At 65.1% G+C, this 18,650-nt stretch carries 17 protein-coding genes; 4 read left to right on the forward strand and 13 right to left on the reverse strand.

Annotated elements, in window-relative coordinates; all coding sequences use genetic code 11:
- Window positions 1–54: 54 nt before the first annotated feature.
- Window positions 55–849 (reverse strand): serine O-acetyltransferase, encoded by a 795-nt coding sequence (gene cysE, locus EA798_RS05030; protein ID WP_122098263.1) that lies wholly within the window; start codon window positions 847–849, stop codon window positions 55–57.
- Window positions 850–1,008: 159 nt separating this feature from the next.
- Here cysE and EA798_RS05035 point away from each other — a divergent pair, with 159 nt between their 5' ends.
- Window positions 1,009–2,157 carry a pyridoxal phosphate-dependent aminotransferase gene (locus EA798_RS05035; RefSeq protein WP_017246443.1) on the forward strand — a complete coding sequence of 383 codons (1,149 nt, stop codon included), beginning with the start codon at window positions 1,009–1,011 and terminating at the stop codon, window positions 2,155–2,157.
- Window positions 2,145–2,939 carry an amidohydrolase gene (locus EA798_RS05040; RefSeq protein ID WP_106157944.1) on the forward strand — a complete coding sequence of 265 codons (795 nt, stop codon included), beginning with the start codon at window positions 2,145–2,147 and terminating at the stop codon, window positions 2,937–2,939. Before EA798_RS05035 ends, EA798_RS05040 begins: the two co-directional genes overlap by 13 nt.
- Here the strand turns inward: EA798_RS05040 and EA798_RS05045 are convergent.
- The 8 genes from EA798_RS05045 to leuA all read right to left on the reverse strand — a co-directional run bounded on the left by EA798_RS05045 (window position 2,936) and on the right by leuA (window position 11,172).
- A complete protein-coding gene (locus EA798_RS05045; RefSeq protein ID WP_122098663.1) occupies window positions 2,936–4,273 on the reverse strand; it encodes an APC family permease in 1,338 nt (445 codons plus the stop codon). The two genes, EA798_RS05040 and EA798_RS05045, sit on opposite strands and share 4 nt — an antisense overlap.
- A 14-nt stretch (window positions 4,274–4,287) precedes the next feature.
- Entirely contained in the window at window positions 4,288–5,088 is an 801-nt protein-coding gene (locus tag EA798_RS05050; RefSeq protein ID WP_122098264.1) for a 50S ribosomal protein L11 methyltransferase, read from the reverse strand.
- A 211-nt stretch (window positions 5,089–5,299) separates the two neighbouring features.
- Entirely contained in the window at window positions 5,300–5,665 is a 366-nt protein-coding gene (locus tag EA798_RS05055) for a DUF2784 domain-containing protein (protein WP_013983633.1), read from the reverse strand.
- A gap of 4 nt (window positions 5,666–5,669) precedes the next feature.
- Window positions 5,670–6,332 carry a DUF2238 domain-containing protein gene (locus tag EA798_RS05060; RefSeq protein ID WP_122098265.1) on the reverse strand — a complete coding sequence of 221 codons (663 nt, stop codon included), beginning with the start codon at window positions 6,330–6,332 and terminating at the stop codon, window positions 5,670–5,672.
- A 34-nt stretch (window positions 6,333–6,366) separates the two neighbouring features.
- Window positions 6,367–7,098 carry an endonuclease gene (locus EA798_RS05065; RefSeq protein ID WP_122098266.1) on the reverse strand — a complete coding sequence of 244 codons (732 nt, stop codon included), beginning with the start codon at window positions 7,096–7,098 and terminating at the stop codon, window positions 6,367–6,369.
- A gap of 100 nt (window positions 7,099–7,198) precedes the next feature.
- Window positions 7,199–8,056, reverse strand: coding sequence for a carboxylate/amino acid/amine transporter (locus EA798_RS05070; protein ID WP_122098267.1), 858 nt, complete (start codon window positions 8,054–8,056; stop codon window positions 7,199–7,201).
- Between the two features lie 89 nt (window positions 8,057–8,145).
- Window positions 8,146–9,201 (reverse strand): NAD(P)-dependent alcohol dehydrogenase, encoded by a 1,056-nt coding sequence (locus tag EA798_RS05075; protein ID WP_106157949.1) that lies wholly within the window; start codon window positions 9,199–9,201, stop codon window positions 8,146–8,148.
- Window positions 9,202–9,501: 300 nt separating this feature from the next.
- Window positions 9,502–11,172 carry a 2-isopropylmalate synthase gene (gene leuA, locus EA798_RS05080; RefSeq protein ID WP_106157950.1) on the reverse strand — a complete coding sequence of 557 codons (1,671 nt, stop codon included), beginning with the start codon at window positions 11,170–11,172 and terminating at the stop codon, window positions 9,502–9,504.
- Window positions 11,173–11,489: 317 nt separating this feature from the next.
- Between leuA and EA798_RS05085 the strand changes: the two genes are divergently transcribed.
- Entirely contained in the window at window positions 11,490–11,849 is a 360-nt protein-coding gene (locus tag EA798_RS05085; protein ID WP_106157951.1) for a DUF2946 domain-containing protein, read from the forward strand.
- A 51-nt stretch (window positions 11,850–11,900) separates the two neighbouring features.
- Window positions 11,901–14,096 carry a TonB-dependent copper receptor gene (locus EA798_RS05090; protein WP_122098268.1) on the forward strand — a complete coding sequence of 732 codons (2,196 nt, stop codon included), beginning with the start codon at window positions 11,901–11,903 and terminating at the stop codon, window positions 14,094–14,096.
- Window positions 14,097–14,315: 219 nt separating this feature from the next.
- Here EA798_RS05090 and EA798_RS05095 read toward each other — a convergent pair whose 3' ends face one another.
- The 4 genes from EA798_RS05095 to xseA all read right to left on the reverse strand — a co-directional run bounded on the left by EA798_RS05095 (window position 14,316) and on the right by xseA (window position 18,557).
- Window positions 14,316–15,632, reverse strand: a complete 1,317-nt coding sequence (locus EA798_RS05095; protein ID WP_122098269.1) for a mechanosensitive ion channel family protein — start codon at window positions 15,630–15,632, stop codon at window positions 14,316–14,318.
- An 81-nt stretch (window positions 15,633–15,713) separates the two neighbouring features.
- Entirely contained in the window at window positions 15,714–16,256 is a 543-nt protein-coding gene (locus tag EA798_RS05100; protein WP_122098270.1) for a hydrolase, read from the reverse strand.
- A 19-nt stretch (window positions 16,257–16,275) separates the two neighbouring features.
- On the reverse strand, window positions 16,276–17,100 hold the full coding sequence (locus EA798_RS05105; protein ID WP_122098271.1) for a M23 family metallopeptidase: 825 nt from the start codon (window positions 17,098–17,100) through the stop codon (window positions 16,276–16,278).
- A gap of 80 nt (window positions 17,101–17,180) precedes the next feature.
- Window positions 17,181–18,557, reverse strand: a complete 1,377-nt coding sequence (xseA, locus tag EA798_RS05110; RefSeq protein ID WP_122098272.1) for an exodeoxyribonuclease VII large subunit — start codon at window positions 18,555–18,557, stop codon at window positions 17,181–17,183.
- Between the last annotated feature and the right edge of the window lie 93 nt (window positions 18,558–18,650).

The following is an 18,650-nucleotide window of genomic DNA, read 5'->3' on the forward strand; positions in this document are numbered from 1 at the left end:
CGGTGTTTCCTCCCGTTCCTGCTGTCGGGCCGCGCGCGTGGGCGCGGTGATGCCTCAGCTGTCACCGTCGAACGACTGGTCCATGTCCAGGGCCGGTCGCGCGTGGCGCGGCGTGCCGACCTGGCGGGCCGGATTGCCGACCACGGTGGTATGTGGCGCAACGGGGTGCAGCACGATGCTGCCGGCACCCACCTTGGCCCCCTCGCCAATCTCGATGTTGCCGAGAATCTTCGCGCCCGCGCCGATCATCACGCCGCTGCGAACCTTCGGATGACGGTCGCCACCTTCCTTGCCGGTCCCGCCCAGGGTCACGCCCTGCAGAATCGACACATCATCGCCGACCACGGCCGTCTCGCCGATGACGATTCCGGTGCCATGGTCGAGCATGATGCCGCTGCCGATACGGCTGGCCGGATTGATGTCGATGCCGAGGCGTTCGTTGCAGCGTGCCTGGATGTACATCGCCAGCAAGCGCTCGCCGCGGCCGTGCAGCTGATGCCCGATGCGGTACGCCTGCAGCGCCAGAAAGCCTTTGGAGAACAGGAAGACCTCCAGTGCACTGTCGAATGCGGGGTCGCGGCTGACGATTGCCTGCAGGTCGCAGCAGGCCGTCTCGGCCAGCACAGGCAGCTGGTGGTGCAGCCCGGCGAAGCGATCGGTCAGGGTGTGGCTCTGTTCGATGCTGTCGGCCAGGGCATGGCCGATGCGGTGGGCGAGCGCGCCACCGAAGTCCGGCTGATCGAGGATGGTCTGGCGAACGATCGTGGCCAGGGTCGGCTCGGTGTCCAGGGCACGTTGCGCCTGTGCGCGCAGCTCGCTCCACAGGTCGCTGACGGAAAGGTTCGACATGGCAGTTCCTTGAGGGTCGATGACGGGTTGGCCATTGCCTGAACTGTAGCAGCCTGAACAGGCCGTCGGCCGCCGCGTCTCGTATCGGGTCGCGCTCATCGGCTATCCTGTCGGCCTTCGCTGCCGACTCTCAAACGGCAGGCCTGTCGGACGATCGTCATGCTCACCAGTAAATTGCCCAATGTCGGCACGACCATCTTCACCACCATGTCGCAGCTCGCTGCCGACACCGGTGCCTTGAATCTCTCCCAGGGCTTTCCCGACTTCGACGGCCCCGAGGCGTTGCGCGAAGCCCTTACGCGCCACGTCATGGCCGGCCACAACCAGTACGCTCCCATGGCCGGCCTGCCGGCGCTGCGCGAGCAGGTGGCGGCCAAGGTGGCCGGCCTGTACGGAAGGCAGGTGGACGTCGCCAGCGAAGTCACCATCACCCCTGGTGCCACCCAGGCGATTTTCTGCGCGATCCAGGCGGTGGTCCGCCCCGGCGACGAGGTGATCGTGTTCGATCCCTGCTACGACAGTTACGAGCCGTCCGTGCAACTGGCCGGAGGCACCTGTATCCACCAGCAGCTGAGCCTGCCGGACTTCCGGATCGACTGGCAGCGACTGGCCGATGCCATAACCCCGCGCACGCGGATGATCGTGCTCAACACCCCGCACAATCCCAGCGGCGCGCTGATCGATGGCGGCGATCTGGATCGGCTGGCAGCACTGATCCGCGAGCGCGACATCTACCTGCTCAGCGACGAGGTTTACGAGCACCTGGTCTTCGACGGCCGGGAGCACGCCAGCGTGCTGCGTCACGAGGAGCTGTATCAGCGTGCATTTGTCGTCAGCTCGTTCGGCAAGACCTATCACGTCACTGGCTGGAAGACCGGTTACGTGGTGGCACCGGCGTCGCTCAGCAGCGAACTGCGCAAGGTACATCAGTACGTCAGCTTTACCGGCGTCACGCCACTGCAATGGGCGCTGGCTGACTTCATGGCGGCGCATCCGGAACACATCTCCGAGCTGCCAGCCTTCTATCAGGCCAAGCGAGATCTGTTCTGCGACCTGTTGGCCGGCTCCCGCTTCCGCTTCACCCGGGCCGCTGGCACCTACTTCCAGCTGGCCGATTATTCGGCGATCCGCCCCGATCTCGACGATGTCGCCATGGCCGAGTGGCTGACCCGCGAGCACGGCGTGGCGAGCATTCCGATCTCGGTGTTCTACCAGGATGCGCCGGCCAATCTCAGGCTGGTGCGCTTCTGCTTTGCCAAACGAGAGGAGACGCTGCGTCAGGCAGCGGAACGACTATGCGCGATCTGAACAACCTGCCCGATCTCGAACTGGCCCTGCTCCAGACCACGCTGGTCTGGCAGGATGCCGATGCCAACCGCGAGCGTTTCGCCGGGCTGCTCGACCAGGCCCGCGGTGCCGATCTGATCGTGCTGCCGGAGATGTTCACCACCGGTTTTTCCATGGACTCGGCGGCCCTGGCCGAGCCGGAAGAGGGCGCGACCTACGCCTGGCTGCGCAGCCAGGCGGCCCGGCTGGATGCGATCGTCACCGGCAGCGTGATCATCGAGGCCGCCGACGGCAGCCATCGCAACCGCCTGCTCTGGGCGCGTCCGGACGGCGAGGTGCTGCATTACGACAAGCGCCACCTGTTCCGCATGGCCGGCGAGCACAAGCACTACACGCCGGGGCAGCAACAGGCGCTGTTCGAAGTGAACGGCTGGCGGGTGCGTCCGCTGATCTGCTACGACCTGCGCTTCCCGGTGTGGAGTCGCGATCCGCACGGCACCGACCTGCTGCTCTACACGGCCAACTGGCCGGCGGCGCGCCGCGATGCCTGGAACCGCCTGCTGCCGGCGCGCGCCATCGAAAACCTCTGCTACGTGGCGGCGGTCAATCGGGTCGGCGAGGACGGCAAGGGTTACCCCTATAGCGGTGACAGCCAGGTGCTCGACTTCAAGGGCGATGCGCTGCTCGATGCCGGCGATCGCGATGGCGTGTTCCGCTGTTCCCTGCGCGCCCGTGACCTGGCGGCATTCCGCGAGCGCTTCCCGGCGTACCACGACGGCGACGAGTTCGAGCTGAAGCTCTAGGGCTCGACGCCCTGGGGAGCGCTCACTGCAGCCGGGCTGCGCACCAGCAGAAGCGGCAGGCCGAAGGCAAGGACCAGCAGCCCCAGCAGCGCGCCCGGTCCCGCGTAGAGCATGCTGGAGACGAACAGGCCCAGGCAGCTGCTGGCGAACAGCAGCGGCAGCCAGGGGTACCAGGGCACACGGAATGGGCGTGGCGCCGAGGCCTCCAGCCGCCGCAGTCGCAGCAGCGACAGCGCCGTCATGCACATGAAGAACCAGAATACCGGCGCGGTGTAGGCGACCATCGCCTGCACGCCGCTTTGGCTCAGCGCGCCGAACAGGATCAGCAGCAGGGTGATCGCCGCCTGTACCAGCAATGCCCGCACGGGCGTCGAGCCACGCTCGTTCCACGCCGCGAGCCGATGCAGCCGCGGCACATCCCGGCCCAGCGCGTAATACACCCGTGCTCCGGTGAGGATCGTCGCGTTGAGCGTGCTGAGCGCGGTAAAGCAGATCAGCAGGCTCAGCCCCTGGGCCGCCCGGCTACCGGCGACGATCTCCATCAGATCGGCACCGATCGCGTCCGACTGGCTGAGTGCCTGCAGCCCGAATATCTGCAGCAGTGCCAGGTTGGTCAGCAAATAGAGGGTGGTCACCAGCAGCGTGCCGAGCAGCAATACGCGGCCCATGTTGCGCGCCGGGTTGCGCAGCTCGCCCGACAGGTAGGCGGTTTCGTTCCAGCCTCCGTAGGTCAGCAGCACGAAGACCATGCCCATGCCCAGCATGCCGAGGCCTCCGTCGCGCGGCTCGATCGCGGCCGGCGAGCTGGGTCCACTGGAAAGCAGGCCGGCCAGCATCACGCCGATGACGGCGACTAGGGTGAGGCTGCTCAGGGCGATCTGGACGCGTTTGGACTCGCGCGTGCCGCACACGTTGAGTGTGGTCAGCAATGCCACCGAGAGCAGAGCGTGCAGCGTGCCGCCGTGGGCGCCCAAAGGCATCAGCCGTTGCGCGTAGTCGCCGTAGATGAAGGCCACCGCGGCGATGGCGCCGGTCTGGATCACGGTACCGCGGGCCCAGGCGAACATCAGGCCGAAACGGCGGCCCCAGGCCAGTCGCAGGTAGTGGTATTCGCCGCCCTCGTCGGGGAAGCTCGCGCCCAGCTCCGCGTAGCACAGCGCGCCAACCAGCATCAGCGCGCCTCCGGCCAGCCAGAGGGCGATATACAGCGTCCCGCTGTCGGCATGCCGGGCGACCAGGGGCGGGAAACCGAAGATGCCGACGCCCACCACGACGCCGACCAGCACGGCTACGCCATCGATCACCGAGAGGCCGCCACTGTGCCGCGAGCGCATCTGGCTGCTCATGCTCAGCTACGCCGCGCGCTCCAGCCGGAGGCGGCGCCTTCGCCTTGCAGCGGGTTGATACGGTCGCCTTCCACCTTGCCCACGTAGTCCATGCCGCCCACGTTGAAGTGGAGCACGTCGCCTTCGAGGCTGCCGGTTACGCTGTTGTGCAGCCCGCCGGAGCGCGCCACGCCGAGCACCTGCTGGAACTGCTGCTGCAGATCGAGCGTGAAGCCCCCTTCCTGCGTTTCGACTTTCCAGCGCCCGTCGACCTTGGCCGGTACCACCCACAGGTAGACGTAGCTGCCGCCGACGTAGTCGGTGCGATCGGCCGGCCAGTCGTTCATGTCGAATGCATGGGATACCACCCGGGTGCCAGGCTTGAGCGTATCGAGGATGACCGGGCGCAAGCGCATGTTGATCCGCGGCAGCAGATACATGGTCACTACGGTAGCCTCGGCAATGTCCTTCTTGAACAGGTCGCCCTGCTCGAAGCTGACCTTGTCGGCAACCCCCGCCGCCTCGGCATTGGCCTTGGCCTCGCGGATGCGTTCCGGGTCGAGGTCGATGCCCAGCGCCGAGTCGGCGCCGCGATCGCGGACCGCGGCGATGGCGATGCGGCCATCGCCGGAGCCGAGGTCGATGACGGTATCGCCGGCCTTCACATCGGCCATCGCCAGCATCCGCGCCACAACGCGATCGGGCGTCGGCACGTAGGGAACGTCAAGCTCCGGCGTAATCTGCGCGTGAGCGGGAAACAGTGCGGCCAGCAGCAAGGCCAGGACTGCAAGCGACGCCGGACGGCGGGCGATGGCGAGCGACATGGGGGATCCCCTTGGTTCGGCCCGTTGGGCTTGGGTGGACGTTAATGTCCGGACCCACGTCCGGTCGCAAGGTTCTCCTCGCTGGCTGATGGAATGCTCGGCGAGGCTCGCTCGCTGCCTCCCGGGCCGCGTGGCACGGGCGTTACCCTCGAACCGCCGGCTTGTAACGCGATGTGAAGGATATGCCTGCCTGTTCCGGCTCCCGTCCGGGTCACCTGTGGCGTAGCCGCCACAGCAGCCAGCCATAGACCAGCAGATTGGTCAGCACCACTACGGCGGCCAGCACGTATTGCACCGGCGTACTAAGCCAGTCGGGGTAGATCAGCGGCAGCAGGTAGTGCTCGATGAATCCCGCTTCGTAGCCTTCGTTGCCGGCCAGCCGCCGCAGCAGGTTTTCCCAATAGGTCAGCGGGCAGGCGCCGCCGCTCAGTTCGATGTAGATGCCCCAGGCTACGGCCGGAAGGTGCAGCAGCAAAAAGCCGCGTCTCCAGGCCACCAGCAGACCGCCGAACAGCACGAAAAGGATGAAGCTCAGGTGCAACAGCAGTACGGCGTCGGCACCGATCCGATAGAGCATGGCGTCAGCCCGCCGCGCCGGCACGCTGCAGATGCTCGATCTGCCGGTCCTGCATGCCCGCCAGCAGGCTGACCGACAGTAACGCACCGAGCAGCGCCATGAGCATGTCGGACTGGGTATCCCAGGGGTCGCCCTGGGTGCCGAGGAAGTCCACGGCGCCCTGTCCCGCCAGCAGCGCCACCCACCACTCGATCAGTTCATAGAAGGCGCTGAATGCCAGCGCGACGCAGACCGCGAGAAAGCCGAGCATCTTCCCCGGCACGACGAAGCGCCGGCGCAACAGGATTTCCCGGGCGAGCAGGGCTGGCGTCACGCCCTGGATAAAATGCCCGAGCTTGTCGTAGGGGTTGCGGCTGAGGTCGAACCATTCCTGCACCCAGAACCCCGGCGGTACCCTGGCATAGGTATAGGTGCCGCCGAGAATCAGGATCAGTGCGTGAATGGCGATCACCACATAGAGCAGGCGGGTCAGCGGAAACGACCGATGACTGAGCAGCAGCACCGGTGCGGCGATCAGCACCGGTGCGACCTCCAGCAGCCAGGTGGCGCGGTCGTATGGCGCGATGGCCGAGGCGATCAGCGCCAGCAGCACGAGAGTGCCGAGCGTCAGGTGAAGCGTTCTGTCCTGCATCGAAGTTGCCAGCATGGCCCAACCAGCCGGCAGCATGCAGCGGCGCCGGGCGGCGTGCAACCGACGCCGGTTAACCCTGGCCGTCGGTGCGTTTCGCTGAATGGGACAGCGCACGGTTGCAGCGCTGCAGATCGACTGCGCCGACGAAGTCGTTGGCGTTGCCCTGTACGCAGGCGATGCGCTGATTGCGCCAGCGCTCCCACTCGCTGACCGGGTACTGACGGTTCCAGATGTCGTACAGGCGCTGGTCCTGCTTCGACAGGCGCAACTTGTAGCGCTCGCTCATGTACAGATAGGTACGGGCAATGGCGCCGCGGCTGTATTCGGGCGGCATCGCCGTGCGCTGCTTGAAGTTGACCACGAAGGGGCAGGCGCCGTACTGGCTGGGCTTTTCGCTGAGCATGCCGAAGCCGAAGTTGCTGCGGTCGCCGTTCACCTCGCCGACCACCGGGACCAGGTTGTGCAGGTCGGCCTCCGCCCGGCTGAACACCGGATCGTTGGCCGTGCAGTGCTTGCGTCCGCCCTGTTGCCAGCATTGCCGCTGATGGCCGATCACCCAGGCCGGCACGATGTGCTCCCATTCGACCCGCTCGGCCCGTTTGGGCTGTTTGCGGGGAATGTAGCCGCAGCTGGCGAGATCGATGCGGTTGCCCTTGAACTGGCAGCCGCAATAGAAATCCACCGGGCGGTCGGCATAGATGGCCCAGGCCACCTTCTTGGCCTCGCGGAAGGTGCGAGGCGCGTCGGCGCAGGCGCTGGAGGAAAACAGCAGGACAAGCAGGAAAAAGCTGAAGCGGCGCATGGAAGTCTCGACGACTGAACGAGTTCCGCATCCATGCGAAGGGCCGGCATTCTACCGCTGCGGCTATGAAAAACCGTATAAAACAATAACTTGCGTGATGTCACCGGGCCTTCATCTGGCCCAGGCGATTGATCCGCAGCGAGGCGAGGATGATCGTCCCGCCCACCGCGAGCAGCACGAGGTTGGTGCTGGTGCCCCAGATCAACAGATTGAGCAGCAGGCCTACCGGCACCGACATGTTGTTCATCACCGCCAGCGTGCCGGCATCCACCAGCGTGGCGCCCTTGTTCCAGCAGAACTGGCCCAGGGCGGTGGCCAGCACACCCATCCAGATCAGCACCGACCATTGCATCGTCGTGGTCGGCAGCTTCTGCGCATCGCCGAACAGCAGCCACGCGGGCAGCACGATCACCAGCGCGCCAAGAAAGAAGTAGCCGAAGCGACGGTGCAGCGGCACGTCGGAGGGATAACGCTGCGCCAGATGCTTGTAGGCCACCTGACCGGCGGCGAAGGTGAAGTTGGCCAGCTGCATGAGCAGGAAGCCGCCAAGGAAGTCGCTGGAAACCCCGTCGTAACGGATAAGTCCGGCGCCGAACACCGCGACGGCTGCGGCGACCAGTGCCCAGGGGTTGAAGCGGCGGTTGAGCGCGTCGTCGATCAGCGTCACGTGCAGCGGCGTGAGCACGGTGAACAGCAGCACCTCGGCCACCGTGAGCACGTTGAAGCTCAGGTACAGGCACAGGTAGGTGACGCCGAACTGCAGCGCACCGACCAGGGTCACGCCGACGATGAAGCCGGGGGCGACACCGCGCCAGCGGGTAAATGGCAGGAACACCAGGCCGGCGAGGATTACTCGGGTCAGCACGGCGAAATAGCTGTCCACCTGGCCGGCCAGGTAGACGCCGATCAGGTTGAAGGAAAAGGCCCAGAGCAGGGTGACGAAGATCAGATAGCGCATGCCGCCTCCACGACGAAGGCGGGCGACCTTAGCGGCTGCGCATGAAAGAGGGAAGGGCTGGCGCGCCTGCGGGCTCGCCAGCCGAACGATCAGGCCGCCTTCAGGGTGGCCATGTCGATGACGAAGCGGTACTTCACGTCGCTCTTGAGCATGCGCTCGTAGGCTTCGTTGATGTCCTGCATGCGGATCATCTCGATGTCCGAGACGATGCCGTGCTCGGCGCAGAAGTCGAGCATCTCCTGGGTTTCGGCGATGCCGCCGATCAGCGAGCCGGCGATGCGGCGGCGCTTGAAGATCAGGCCGAACACGCTGGGCGAGGGATGCGGCGAAGCCGGTGCGCCGACCAGCGTCATGGTGGCGTCGCGCTTGAGCAGATTCACGAACGCATCGAGGTTGTGCGGCGCGGCAACGGTGTTGAGGATGAAGTCGAAACTGTTGGCGTGAGCCGCCATCTCGTCCTTGTTCTTCGACACCACCACTTCGGACGCGCCAAGACGCAGGGCATCTTCCCGCTTGTCCGGCGAGGTGGTGAACAGCACGACCTTCGCCCCCATGGCGTTGGCGATCTTCACCGCCATGTGGCCGAGACCGCCGAGGCCGACCACACCGACCTTCTGCCCCGGGCCGACCTTCCACTGGCGCAGCGGCGAGTAGGTGGTGATGCCCGCGCAAAGCAGCGGCGCGACGGCGGCGAGGTTGTCGGTATGGTTGATGCGCAGCACGTACTTTTCATCCACCACGATATTGTCCGAATAGCCGCCGAGGGTGTTCTCGCCACCGCCGAAGGCCGGACCGTTGTAGGTGCCGACGAAACCGCTCTCGCAATACTGCTCCAGCCCTTCGCCACAGGACGAGCACGTGCGGCAGCTGTCGACCAGGCAGCCGACGCCGGCGATATCGCCCGCCTTGAACTTGCTGACGTTCGCGCCGACCGCGCTTACGCGGCCAACGATCTCGTGGCCGGGCACCGAGGGATACAGGGTGTTGTTCCACTCGTTGCGTGCGGTATGCAGGTCCGAATGGCAGACGCCGCAGAAGAGAATCTCGATCCGTACATCGTTCGGTCCTACTTCGCGGCGCGAGAAGGAGTAGGGGGCGAGCGGGGCGCTCGGGTCGAGGGCGGCGTAACCGATGCTGTTGCTCATGACGGCTCCTTGGTGTGTTCGGAAATTGCAGAGGCCAAGCCTAATGGCGGCGAAGTCGGCTGCGTTTGCACAATCCTGCCGAAGGCTGGTGCGTTTCTGCCGCAATGGTCGCCAGGGCTTATAACGCAGACTGAGTTGGGAGGCGTTCAGTGACGAACAGTTCAGTCGCCCATCGCTGTTTGGCGGTTTGCCGTCGCGGATAGCGGATAGCGGATAGCGGGGGGGGGGGCGGGGGGCCGGCCGTGCGGTATATCGCAGGCGAAACGAAGGCGGGCCCGGATGTGGGCCCGCCGTTCAGGCTCAGGCTGCCTTGTCCTGCGCCTCGCGCAGGGCGCGGTTCATGGCGCTGAACAACGCGCGAATGCTGGCGGTGGTGATGTTCTCGTCGATGCCGATACCGTGCAATGGCCGCTCACCGTCCAGACGCACCTCGATATAGGCTGCGGCCTTGGCATTGCTGCCGGCGCCGATGGAATGCTCGTGGTAGTCCATGATCTCCAGCTTGACCGGCAACGCGGCGACCAGCGCTTCCAGCGGTCCCTTGCCGATGCCGCGCCAGTGGACGACTTCGCCATCAGCCGCCACTTCCACGTCCACCGCGCTGGTGCCGTTCTCTTCCTGCAGGCGATGACCCTTGAGCGTATAGGGCGCGGTGGCCTGCAGGTACTCCGCTTCCAGCAGGGCGTAGATCTGCTTGGCGCTCATCTCCAGGCCGAGGCGATCGGTTTCCTTCTGCACCACCTGACTGAACTCGATCTGCATGCGGCGCGGCAGGCTGATGCCGTACTCCTGCTCGAGCAGGAAGGTGATGCCGCCCTTGCCGGACTGGCTGTTCACGCGAATCACCGCCTCGTAGCTGCGGCCGATGTCGGCCGGGTCGATCGGCAGATAGGGCACTTCCCAGATGCCGTTCGGGTCCTGCTGGCTGAAGCCCTTGCGGATCGCATCCTGGTGCGAGCCGGAGAACGCGGTATGCACCAGATCGCCGACATAGGGATGGCGCGGATGCACCGGCAGCTGATTGCATTCCTCGACCACTTTGCGCACGGCATCGATGTCGGAGAAATCCAGTTGCGGGTCGATGCCCTGGGTGTACATGTTCAGTGCCACGGTCACCAGGTCGACGTTGCCGGTGCGCTCGCCGTTGCCGAACAGGCAGCCTTCGACGCGATCGGCGCCGGCCATCAGGCCCAGTTCGGTGGCGGCCACGCCGGTGCCGCGGTCGTTGTGGGTGTGCAGGCTGACCAGCACGCTGTCGCGGCGGTCGACATGACGGCAGAACCACTCGATCTGGTCGGCGTAGATATTGGGTGTGGCGGCTTCCACCGTGGCTGGCAGGTTGAGGATCAGCTTCTGTTCCGGCGTCGGCTGGAACACCTCGATTACGGCATTGCACACCTCGACAGCGAATTCCGGCTCGGTGGAGCTGAAGATCTCCGGCGAATACTCGAAACGCCAGGCGGTTTCCGGGTTCTGTGCAGCCAGGCGCTTGATGATCTGTGCTGCATTGACCGCGATGTTCACCACGCCGGCCTTGTCCTGATTGAAGACGATGCGGCGGAAGCTCGGGGCGGTGGCGTTGTAGTAATGAACGATGGCCTGCCTGGCACCTTTCAGCGACTCGAAGGTGCGGGTGATCAGATCCTCGCGCGCCTGGGTCAGCACCTGGATGGTGACGTCGTCGGGGATGTGGCCGCCTTCGATCAGCTCGCGGACGAAGTCGAAATCGGTCTGCGAAGCAGAGGGGAAGCCAACCTCGATTTCCTTGATGCCGACCTGCACCAGCGTCTTGAAGAAACGCATCTTCTTCGCTGCATCCATCGGCTCGATCAGCGACTGGTTGCCATCGCGCAGATCCGAGCTCAGCCAGATCGGTGCCTGGGTGATCGTCTTCGACGGCCAGGTGCGATCCGGAATGTCGATGGCCGGGAAGGCGCGATATTTTTTCGACGGGTTCTTGAGCATGGTCATGGCGTTTCCCCAGGTGAAGCTTGAGCAAGCAACTTGTTTGCCTGTTACAGGCGGTGGTTTATGGTGCAAAGCTATTGCTTGATGGTCGGCCCGTGCAAGCTTCTGGCGAAAATTGATGTTTTGTTCCAATAAATGGCTAGTTATGGATTTTTCTGCTGAATCCTTAAGAAAAGCTCAAGCTTGATTGCTGCCGCATCTTGCGGCCTCATGTCGCAGCAGCATCCATGCGGGGTGCGTGCGATCATCGGCCACCTCCCACGGGGTTACGTCACGGTCAACTGAAGGACATGCCGGTGACACGCAAACGGCTTTCGACAATGAGTATCTGGCTTGGCCTGTTCGCCATGCTGATGATTCATGTCGGCCCGTTGTACTCCGCGGTTCAAGCCGCTCAGGCCGCCCAGCTCAGCGAGCACCATCACCATACCGAGCATGAGCCTTCCGCTCACGGCCATCATGGCCAGGCACGCGCGGGGGAGCCGGCATGGCTCGCAGCGCTGGACCTCTGCGGCTACTGCGAGCTGCTGACGGTCAATCCACCGCTCAGTCTTTCCGTCCAGCTGGTTCTGCCACACCACGAACCGGGTTATTTCCAGCCCCTTCCCGAACAGCCCCTGCCGCCTGCGCTGCGCCGCAGCAGCGGCCATCCCCGTGCGCCCCCGCTTCTGTCCTGCTGACGTTCATCGACCGCGTATGGCGGTTCAATCACATGCAGAAGTGGAAATTCTATGTCCAGCATTACTCATGGCTGTACGGCGCGCGTGCGCCTGTCTGAGCGTTTTTTGATTCAACCGTCCCGCCTGCGTTGGCAGTTCGCCCATGCCGCGCTGCTGGGAATGTTCGCCAGCGGTGCGCTGGCGTCCGAGGCAGATCACATCGGTCACGCCGAACATGCTGACGCGGTCGAGCTCGCGCCGATGGTGATCACCGGGGTTGGCCAGCAATCCCCGCTGACGGTCGTCACCGACCCGAAGATCCCCCGCCAGCCGATGCCGGCCAGCGACGGCGCCGACTATCTGAAGACCATTCCCGGTTTCTCCGCGGTACGTAACGGCGGGGTGAACGGCGATCCGGTGTTCCGCGGCATGTTCGGCTCGCGTCTGAAACTGCTCTCCAATGGCGGCGAGATGCTCGGCGCCTGCCCCAACCGCATGGATTCGCCGAGTTCCTATATCAGCCCGGATACCTTCGACAAGCTGACCGTCATCAAAGGGCCGCAGACCGTGCTCTGGGGGCCCGGTGCGTCGGCCGCCACCGTGCTCTTCGAGCGCGAGCCGGAGCAGTTCAGCGAGCCGGATTACCGCATCAACGGCAGCCTGTTGACTGCCTCCAACGGCCGCTTCGACCGCAACCTGGACGCCGCCGCCGGCAACAGTCAGGGCTACGCGCGGCTGATGGCCAACAGCTCTCAGGCCGATGATTATGCCGATGGCAACGGGGACACCGTGCCGTCGCGTTATGACAAGTGGAACACCGATGTCGCCCTGGGCTGGACGCCCGACGAAGACACACTCGTCGAGCTGACCGCTGGCCGCGGCGATGGCTACGCACGCTATGCCGGGCGCGGCATGGATGGCAGCCAGTTCCAGCGCGAAAGCCTGGGACTGCGCTTCGAGAAGAGCAATATCGGCGAGACGTTCTACGGGTTGGAAGCGCAGGTCTACTACAACTACGCCGACCACATCATGGACAACTACAGCCTGCGCGATTTCGTGCCGTCGATGATGATGCCCAACCCGACGCTGTCGCGCGTCGACCGGCGTACCCTCGGCGGGCGGCTGGTCGGCACCTGGCAGTGGACCGATGTCGAGCTCAAGGCCGGGGTCGACGCCCAGCGCAGCGAGCATCGCAAGGTGATGAACCCGGCGGGCGCTGCCAATCAGATGGTCAACGCCGCCGGCAGCGACGCCTTGCCCTGGGTGCCGGACGCGATGCTGCACAGCTACGGCGTGTTTGGCGAGCTGAGCTGGCAGCTCAGCGAGCGCGAGAAGCTGATCAGCGGCCTGCGCCTGGACCTGCACGAAGCGACCGATGAGCGCGCCTTTTTCCGTAGCCACGATCCTTCCACCATGCCCATCGCCTCGCGCAACTGGGACAACCCCACCGCCGGCGATACCCGCCGCGACACGCTCTATAGCGGCTTCGTACGCTACGAGGAAGAGTTGGTCAGCCTGCCGGCGACCTGGTATGCCGGCCTCGGTCATGCGCAGCGCTTCCCCGACTACTGGGAGCTGTTCGTCTCCAATCCCGGCCCGGTGGGCACGGTGCAGCCGTTCGACTCGGTGCGGCCGGAGAAGACCACCCAGCTGGACGTCGGTCTGCAGTACGCCAAGGGGCCGCTGGAGGCCTGGGTTTCCGCCTATGCCGGCGTGGTCGAAGACTACATCCTGTTCAGCTATGTGCCCGGCGTGATGCCCGGCATGCTCCGCGCCGAAGTCAGCAATATCGACGCCACCATCGCCGGTGCCGAGATGGGCGCGAGCTACCGTTTCACCAGCAACTGGAAGGGTGACGCGAGCCTGGCCTACGCCTGGGGCAAGAACCGCAGCGATGACCGCGCCATGCCGCAGATTCCGCCATTGGAAGGGCGTCTTGGGCTGACCTACGAGCGCGACAACTGGAGTACCAGTGGGCTCTGGCGAGTCGTCGCTGCGCAGAACCGTGTTGCCGAGAACCAGGGCACCGTGGTCGGCAAGGACTTCGACGAGAGCGCTGGCTTTGCTGTACTGGCGGTCAATGGCGCCTACCGGCTGAACAAGAACTTCAAGCTCAGCGCCGGCGTCGACAACCTGCTCGACAAGAACTACAGCGAGCACCTCAATCTCGCCGGTAGTGCGGGTTTTGCCGATTACGGACTCGAACCCACCAGTCGTGTCAACGAGCCGGGCCGCACCTACTGGGCGCGGGTCGACATGAGCTTCTGAAGGAACTGACGACGGTAAAGGAGCGGGGCGTTCCCTCGCTCCGGACGTAGGTTGGCGCTGAGGCGCGGGGTTTGAAGGCGTGGCCCGCGGCGCTGGCGTCAGGGAGGACGCAATGGGCAGTGCTCAAGGCTGCGCCAGCTGCTTCGTGCCTCAGCGCCAACCTACGATTAGTCGATGCCGAATGCCGGGCTGCTCGATCAGCGTCCCCTCCGATCTTGGCTATTTTTGCTGGGCTGCGCCCGGCAAGTCCTCGCCATCATCTTCGGCCGGATGATCTTCAGGCGGCAGTACGGGTGCGCCGCGCGGCATCAGCGACTCGCCCCAGTGGCGCATGTCCGCACCGCTCGGATGCTGGAACACGCGCAGGCCGAACTCCGGCAGGATCGCCAGCAAGTGATCGAAGATGTCCGACTGGATCGCTTCGTACTGCGTCCAGGCCACCGTATTGGTGAAGCAGTAGATCTCCAGCGGCAGGCCGTCCGCGGTCGGGCTCAGCTGCCGCACGATCAGCGTCATGTTCTGATGGATGCCGCCGTGGCTGCGCAGGTAGCGTTCGACGTACGCGCGGAAGCTGCCGATATTGGTGATGCGGCGCGTGTTCACCGGCTCCTTGCCACGCTCGGCGAGCTTGGCGTTCCACTCCTCGATTTCCTTGGTTTTCTCGGTCAGGTATTCATCCAGCAGGTTGAAGCGATGCAGACGCTCGCATTCTTCGCGGCTGAGAAAGTGCACGCTCTGCTGGTCCAGATACAGGCTGCGCTTGATTCGCCGGCCGCCGCTTTCCTGCATGCCGCGCCAGTTCTTGAACGAGTCGGAAATGAAGCGCTTGGTGGGAATGCTGGTGATCGTCTTGTCCCAGTTCTGCACCTTGACGGTATGCAGGGCGATGTCGATCACGTCGCCGTCGGCATTGAGCTGCGGCATTTCCACCCAGTCGCCGACGCGGATCAGGTCGTTGGAGGTGATCTGCACGCTGGCCACCAGTGACAGCAGGGTGTCCTGGAAGATCAGCATCAGCACTGCCGCCATGGCGCCAAGGCCGGATAGCAGGATCAGCGGCGAGCGGTCGATCAGCGTGGCGATGATCAGGATCGTCGCGATGGCATAGACGACGATCTTCACCACCTGCAGATAGCCCTTGATCGGGTGCAGGCGCGCATCCGGCCGGCGCTGGTAGATCAGGTTGATGATGTCCAGCACCGCGCCCAGGGCCAGTGCGATGGTCAGCACGATGAAGCCGCCGCAGACATTCTGCACCACGGTTACCGCGGCTTTCGGCAGACCCGGCACGGTCGTCACGCCGATCGACAGCACCAGTGCCGGGACGATGTTCGACAGGCGCTTGATGACGCCGAAATCCTGCAGCTTGTTCTCGCGGGTGTGTTGCAGCAGGCGGTAAAGGCCACGTACCAGGATGCGTTTGACAACCCAGTTGGACAGCCAGGCGGCGAAGATCAGCGTGGCGCTGGCGAGCAGCGTCTGCAGTTCGGGGTGGGCTCTGAGCCATTCCAGCCAGCCGGCCAGATCGTCAGACATGGTCTACTCCATCCAGTGTTCGGTCGCGATCTTGGCAAAGCGCGTCGGTCGCGGCGCGATGTGTTCGTACGACAGCTTTGCTCAGCGGATGAACTCGCGGCTGATGGTCTTGAACAGTTCGGTGCCGGCGCGTTCCATCCATTCGAAGGCGACCATTTCCCGCGAGACGATCTGCGCACCGGCCTGGCGCATCCGCTCCAGGGCCAGCGCCTTGTCGCTGGCGCGGCGCGAGCTGACGCCTTCTTCGACAACGAACACCTCGTTGCCGCGCGCGCGCAGATCGAGCACCGTCTGCAGCACGCACACGTGAGTCTCGCAGCCGCAGATGACGAACTGCCGGCGTTCGCCACCCGGGCGCTGGAACAGCTCGCCGTCGCCTGCGGCGGAGAAATGCAGCTTCTCGACAATGGCAGCCTGATCGACGCCGTCACGCAGCTCGGCGATCGTGGGGCCGAGGCCCTTGCTGTACTGCTCGGTCAGCAGCACCGGCACCCCGACTCGCTGCGCCACCTGCTGCAACCAGGCGGTGTGCTCGGCCATGGCCGCATTGTCGAGGATCACCGGAAACAGGCGTTCCTGGATGTCGATGATCAGCAGGGTGGAATCCGTTGCCTTGATACGCATCGCAATGCTTCCTCGTGATTCAGTGTTTGTAGGCGCCGATGAAAATGGCCGGGTCGACGCGGGCATCGTTCAGGCTCACGTTCCAGTGCAGGTGCGGGCCCGTGGCACGGCCGGTCGCGCCGACCTTGCCAAGCACCTGCCCCCGCGCCAGTTGCTCGCCGACCTTCACGCCAATCTCGGAAAGATGGCAGAACATGCTGATCAGCCCCTGGCCGTGATCGACGAACACCGTCTTGCCATTGAAGAAGTAGTCACCGGTGAGTATGACCTTGCCGGCCGCTGGTGCCTTGATCGGCGTACCGGTCTTGGCGGCGAAGTCCAGGCCGGAATGCGGGTTGCGTTCCTCGCCGTTGAAGAAGCGGCGCAGGCCGAAGGGTGAGGACAGCGGGCCATCCACCGGACGGTCGAACAGCAGATTGCTTGGCTGGCTGGCGCTGAACTGGCGGTAGGCGCGGTTCTGTTCGTCCAGCTCACGCTCGATGCGCTTGAGGTCTGCCGGGTTCGGATTGACCTGGCGCTGGTTCTTCAGCGTGATGTGCTGCGCTCGATAGTCGCGGCTCTCGACCTGGAAAGTCTGGACGCGGCCATCGATCTCCAGCTGCTGCGCGCCCGGCTTCACCGACAGCGGGATGCCGACGATGGCGATCCAGCGCTGGCCATCCTCGCGCACCACCAGGGTCGGTTTGCCCTGGTAGCGAGCCTGCGGTGCGTTAGCGCTGTTGCCGAGTTCGATCACGGCAACGCCGCCGGGTACGGGCTTGTTCAGCAGGCGGGTGATGAAGCCCTCGGCATGGGCGGATAGGGGAAGGGCGAGGCACAGCAGCAAGGTGAGAAAGCGTGGCATGAAAGGGTCCGCTGGAATAAACGGCCCATCCTCGCGTAAAGCTGCGCTGGGGAAAAGCCCGGTCATCTGGCGTCCGCCGGTCAGAGCAGCGGCAGTGTGACCGGCGCCAGATGATTGTCTTCCACGCGCACCTCCAATTCGCCCTCGCCGAGCCGGGCCTTGAGCCGCTGGCCGGGTTGCGTCTGGCTGGCGCTGCGGATCGCCTGGCCACGCTCGTCGAGCAGGATGCTGTAGCCGCGGCTGAGCGTGGCCAGTGGGCTTACCACCTGTAGTGTCTGGGCGAGGCCTTGCAGGTGCTGGCGTTGCCCCTTCAGGTTGGCCTGCATCGCCCGCGGCAGACGCGATGACAGATGTTCGAGACGCTGGCGCAACAGGTTGAGCGTGCGCCCCGGATGTTGCGCGGCCAGGCGCGTTTCCAGGCGGGCCAGACGCTCCTGGCCGCTGCACAGGCGGCGGTCGACGGCGCGCAGCAGGCGCTGTTCGAGGTCGTCAATGCGTTGGGCTTGCTGTTGCAGCCGTTCGCCGGGGTGGCGCAGGCGGCGGGTCAGACCTTCCAGACGCATGGCGTCACGGTGCAGACGGTCGCGCATGCGCAGCACCAGGCGCTGTTGCAGCCCGCTCAGCCGGTGTTGCAGGTCGGCGCTACTGGGTGCCAGCAGTTCGGCGGCAGCAGATGGCGTCGGTGCGCGGACGTCGGCGACGAAATCGGCGATCGAGACATCGGTTTCGTGGCCCACGGCGCTGACGATCGGCGTGACGCAGGCATCCACTGCGCGCGCCACCGCTTCTTCGTTGAAACACCAGAGGTCCTCCAGCGAACCGCCGCCGCGAGCCAGGATCAGCGCATCGAAGCCCTGGGCATCGGCCAGCTGCAGCGCGCGGACGATCTGTCCGGTGGCTTCGCGCCCTTGCACGGCGGTGGGGATCAGCGTCAGCTCGACCTGCGGCGCGCGGCGCTTGAACACCGAGATGATGTCGCGGATCACCGCGCCGGTCGGTGAGCTGACGATGCCAATACGTCGCGGATGAGCGGGCAGGGCGGCCTTGCGTTCGGCAGCGAACAGACCTTCGGCGCTGAGCTTTTCCTTGAGTGCCTCGAAGGCCAGGCGCAAAGCGCCGTCGCCGGCCGGCTCCAGCGTATCGAGAATCAGCTGGTAGTCGCCGCGCCCCTCGAACAGCGAAACCTTGCCGCGCACCCGCACCGCCAGGCCATCGCGCAGCGCCTGGCGTACCCGCGCCGCGTTCTGCCGGAACAGCGCGCAGCGTACCTGGGCGTTCCTGTCCTTGAGGGTGAAATAAATGTGGCCGGATGCCGGGCGGGCGAGGTTGGAAATCTCGCCTTCGACCCAGACCTGGGCGAACACGTCCTCGAGCAGCAGGCGGGCGCGGCCGTTGAGCTGACTGACGGTCAGCACTTCGCGATCGAGATTCAGACGCTGGAAGGGATCTTTGAGCATGGCGGCGATGATAAGCCGGGCGCGGCCAGGCGCAAACCGAATCTGCTTCGCCTCCGTCCAGCGGGCCTTGACCGGCCAACGGGTGGCGCTAAG

The organism is Pseudomonas songnenensis (assembly GCF_003696315.1).
GTDB lineage: Bacteria > Pseudomonadota > Gammaproteobacteria > Pseudomonadales > Pseudomonadaceae > Stutzerimonas > Stutzerimonas songnenensis.

Bases quoted from the DNA above. Each gene is read 5' to 3' on its own strand.
- cysE (WP_122098263.1), bottom strand. From the start codon at position 849: ATGTCGAACCTTTCCGTCAGCGACCTGTGGAGCGAGCTGCGCGCACAG.
- EA798_RS05035 (WP_017246443.1), top strand. From the start codon at position 1,009: ATGCTCACCAGTAAATTGCCCAATGTCGGCACGACCATCTTCACCACC.
- EA798_RS05040 (WP_106157944.1), top strand. From the start codon at position 2,145: ATGCGCGATCTGAACAACCTGCCCGATCTCGAACTGGCCCTGCTCCAG.
- EA798_RS05045 (WP_122098663.1), bottom strand. From the start codon at position 4,273: ATGCGCTCGCGGCACAGTGGCGGCCTCTCGGTGATCGATGGCGTAGCC.
- EA798_RS05050 (WP_122098264.1), bottom strand. From the start codon at position 5,088: ATGTCGCTCGCCATCGCCCGCCGTCCGGCGTCGCTTGCAGTCCTGGCC.
- EA798_RS05055 (WP_013983633.1), bottom strand. From the start codon at position 5,665: ATGCTCTATCGGATCGGTGCCGACGCCGTACTGCTGTTGCACCTGAGC.
- EA798_RS05060 (WP_122098265.1), bottom strand. From the start codon at position 6,332: ATGCTGCCGGCTGGTTGGGCCATGCTGGCAACTTCGATGCAGGACAGA.
- EA798_RS05065 (WP_122098266.1), bottom strand. From the start codon at position 7,098: ATGCGCCGCTTCAGCTTTTTCCTGCTTGTCCTGCTGTTTTCCTCCAGC.
- EA798_RS05070 (WP_122098267.1), bottom strand. From the start codon at position 8,056: ATGCGCTATCTGATCTTCGTCACCCTGCTCTGGGCCTTTTCCTTCAAC.
- EA798_RS05075 (WP_106157949.1), bottom strand. From the start codon at position 9,201: ATGAGCAACAGCATCGGTTACGCCGCCCTCGACCCGAGCGCCCCGCTC.
- leuA (WP_106157950.1), bottom strand. From the start codon at position 11,172: ATGACCATGCTCAAGAACCCGTCGAAAAAATATCGCGCCTTCCCGGCC.
- EA798_RS05085 (WP_106157951.1), top strand. From the start codon at position 11,490: ATGAGTATCTGGCTTGGCCTGTTCGCCATGCTGATGATTCATGTCGGC.
- EA798_RS05090 (WP_122098268.1), top strand. From the start codon at position 11,901: ATGTCCAGCATTACTCATGGCTGTACGGCGCGCGTGCGCCTGTCTGAG.
- EA798_RS05095 (WP_122098269.1), bottom strand. From the start codon at position 15,632: ATGTCTGACGATCTGGCCGGCTGGCTGGAATGGCTCAGAGCCCACCCC.
- EA798_RS05100 (WP_122098270.1), bottom strand. From the start codon at position 16,256: ATGCGTATCAAGGCAACGGATTCCACCCTGCTGATCATCGACATCCAG.
- EA798_RS05105 (WP_122098271.1), bottom strand. From the start codon at position 17,100: ATGCCACGCTTTCTCACCTTGCTGCTGTGCCTCGCCCTTCCCCTATCC.
- xseA (WP_122098272.1), bottom strand. From the start codon at position 18,557: ATGCTCAAAGATCCCTTCCAGCGTCTGAATCTCGATCGCGAAGTGCTG.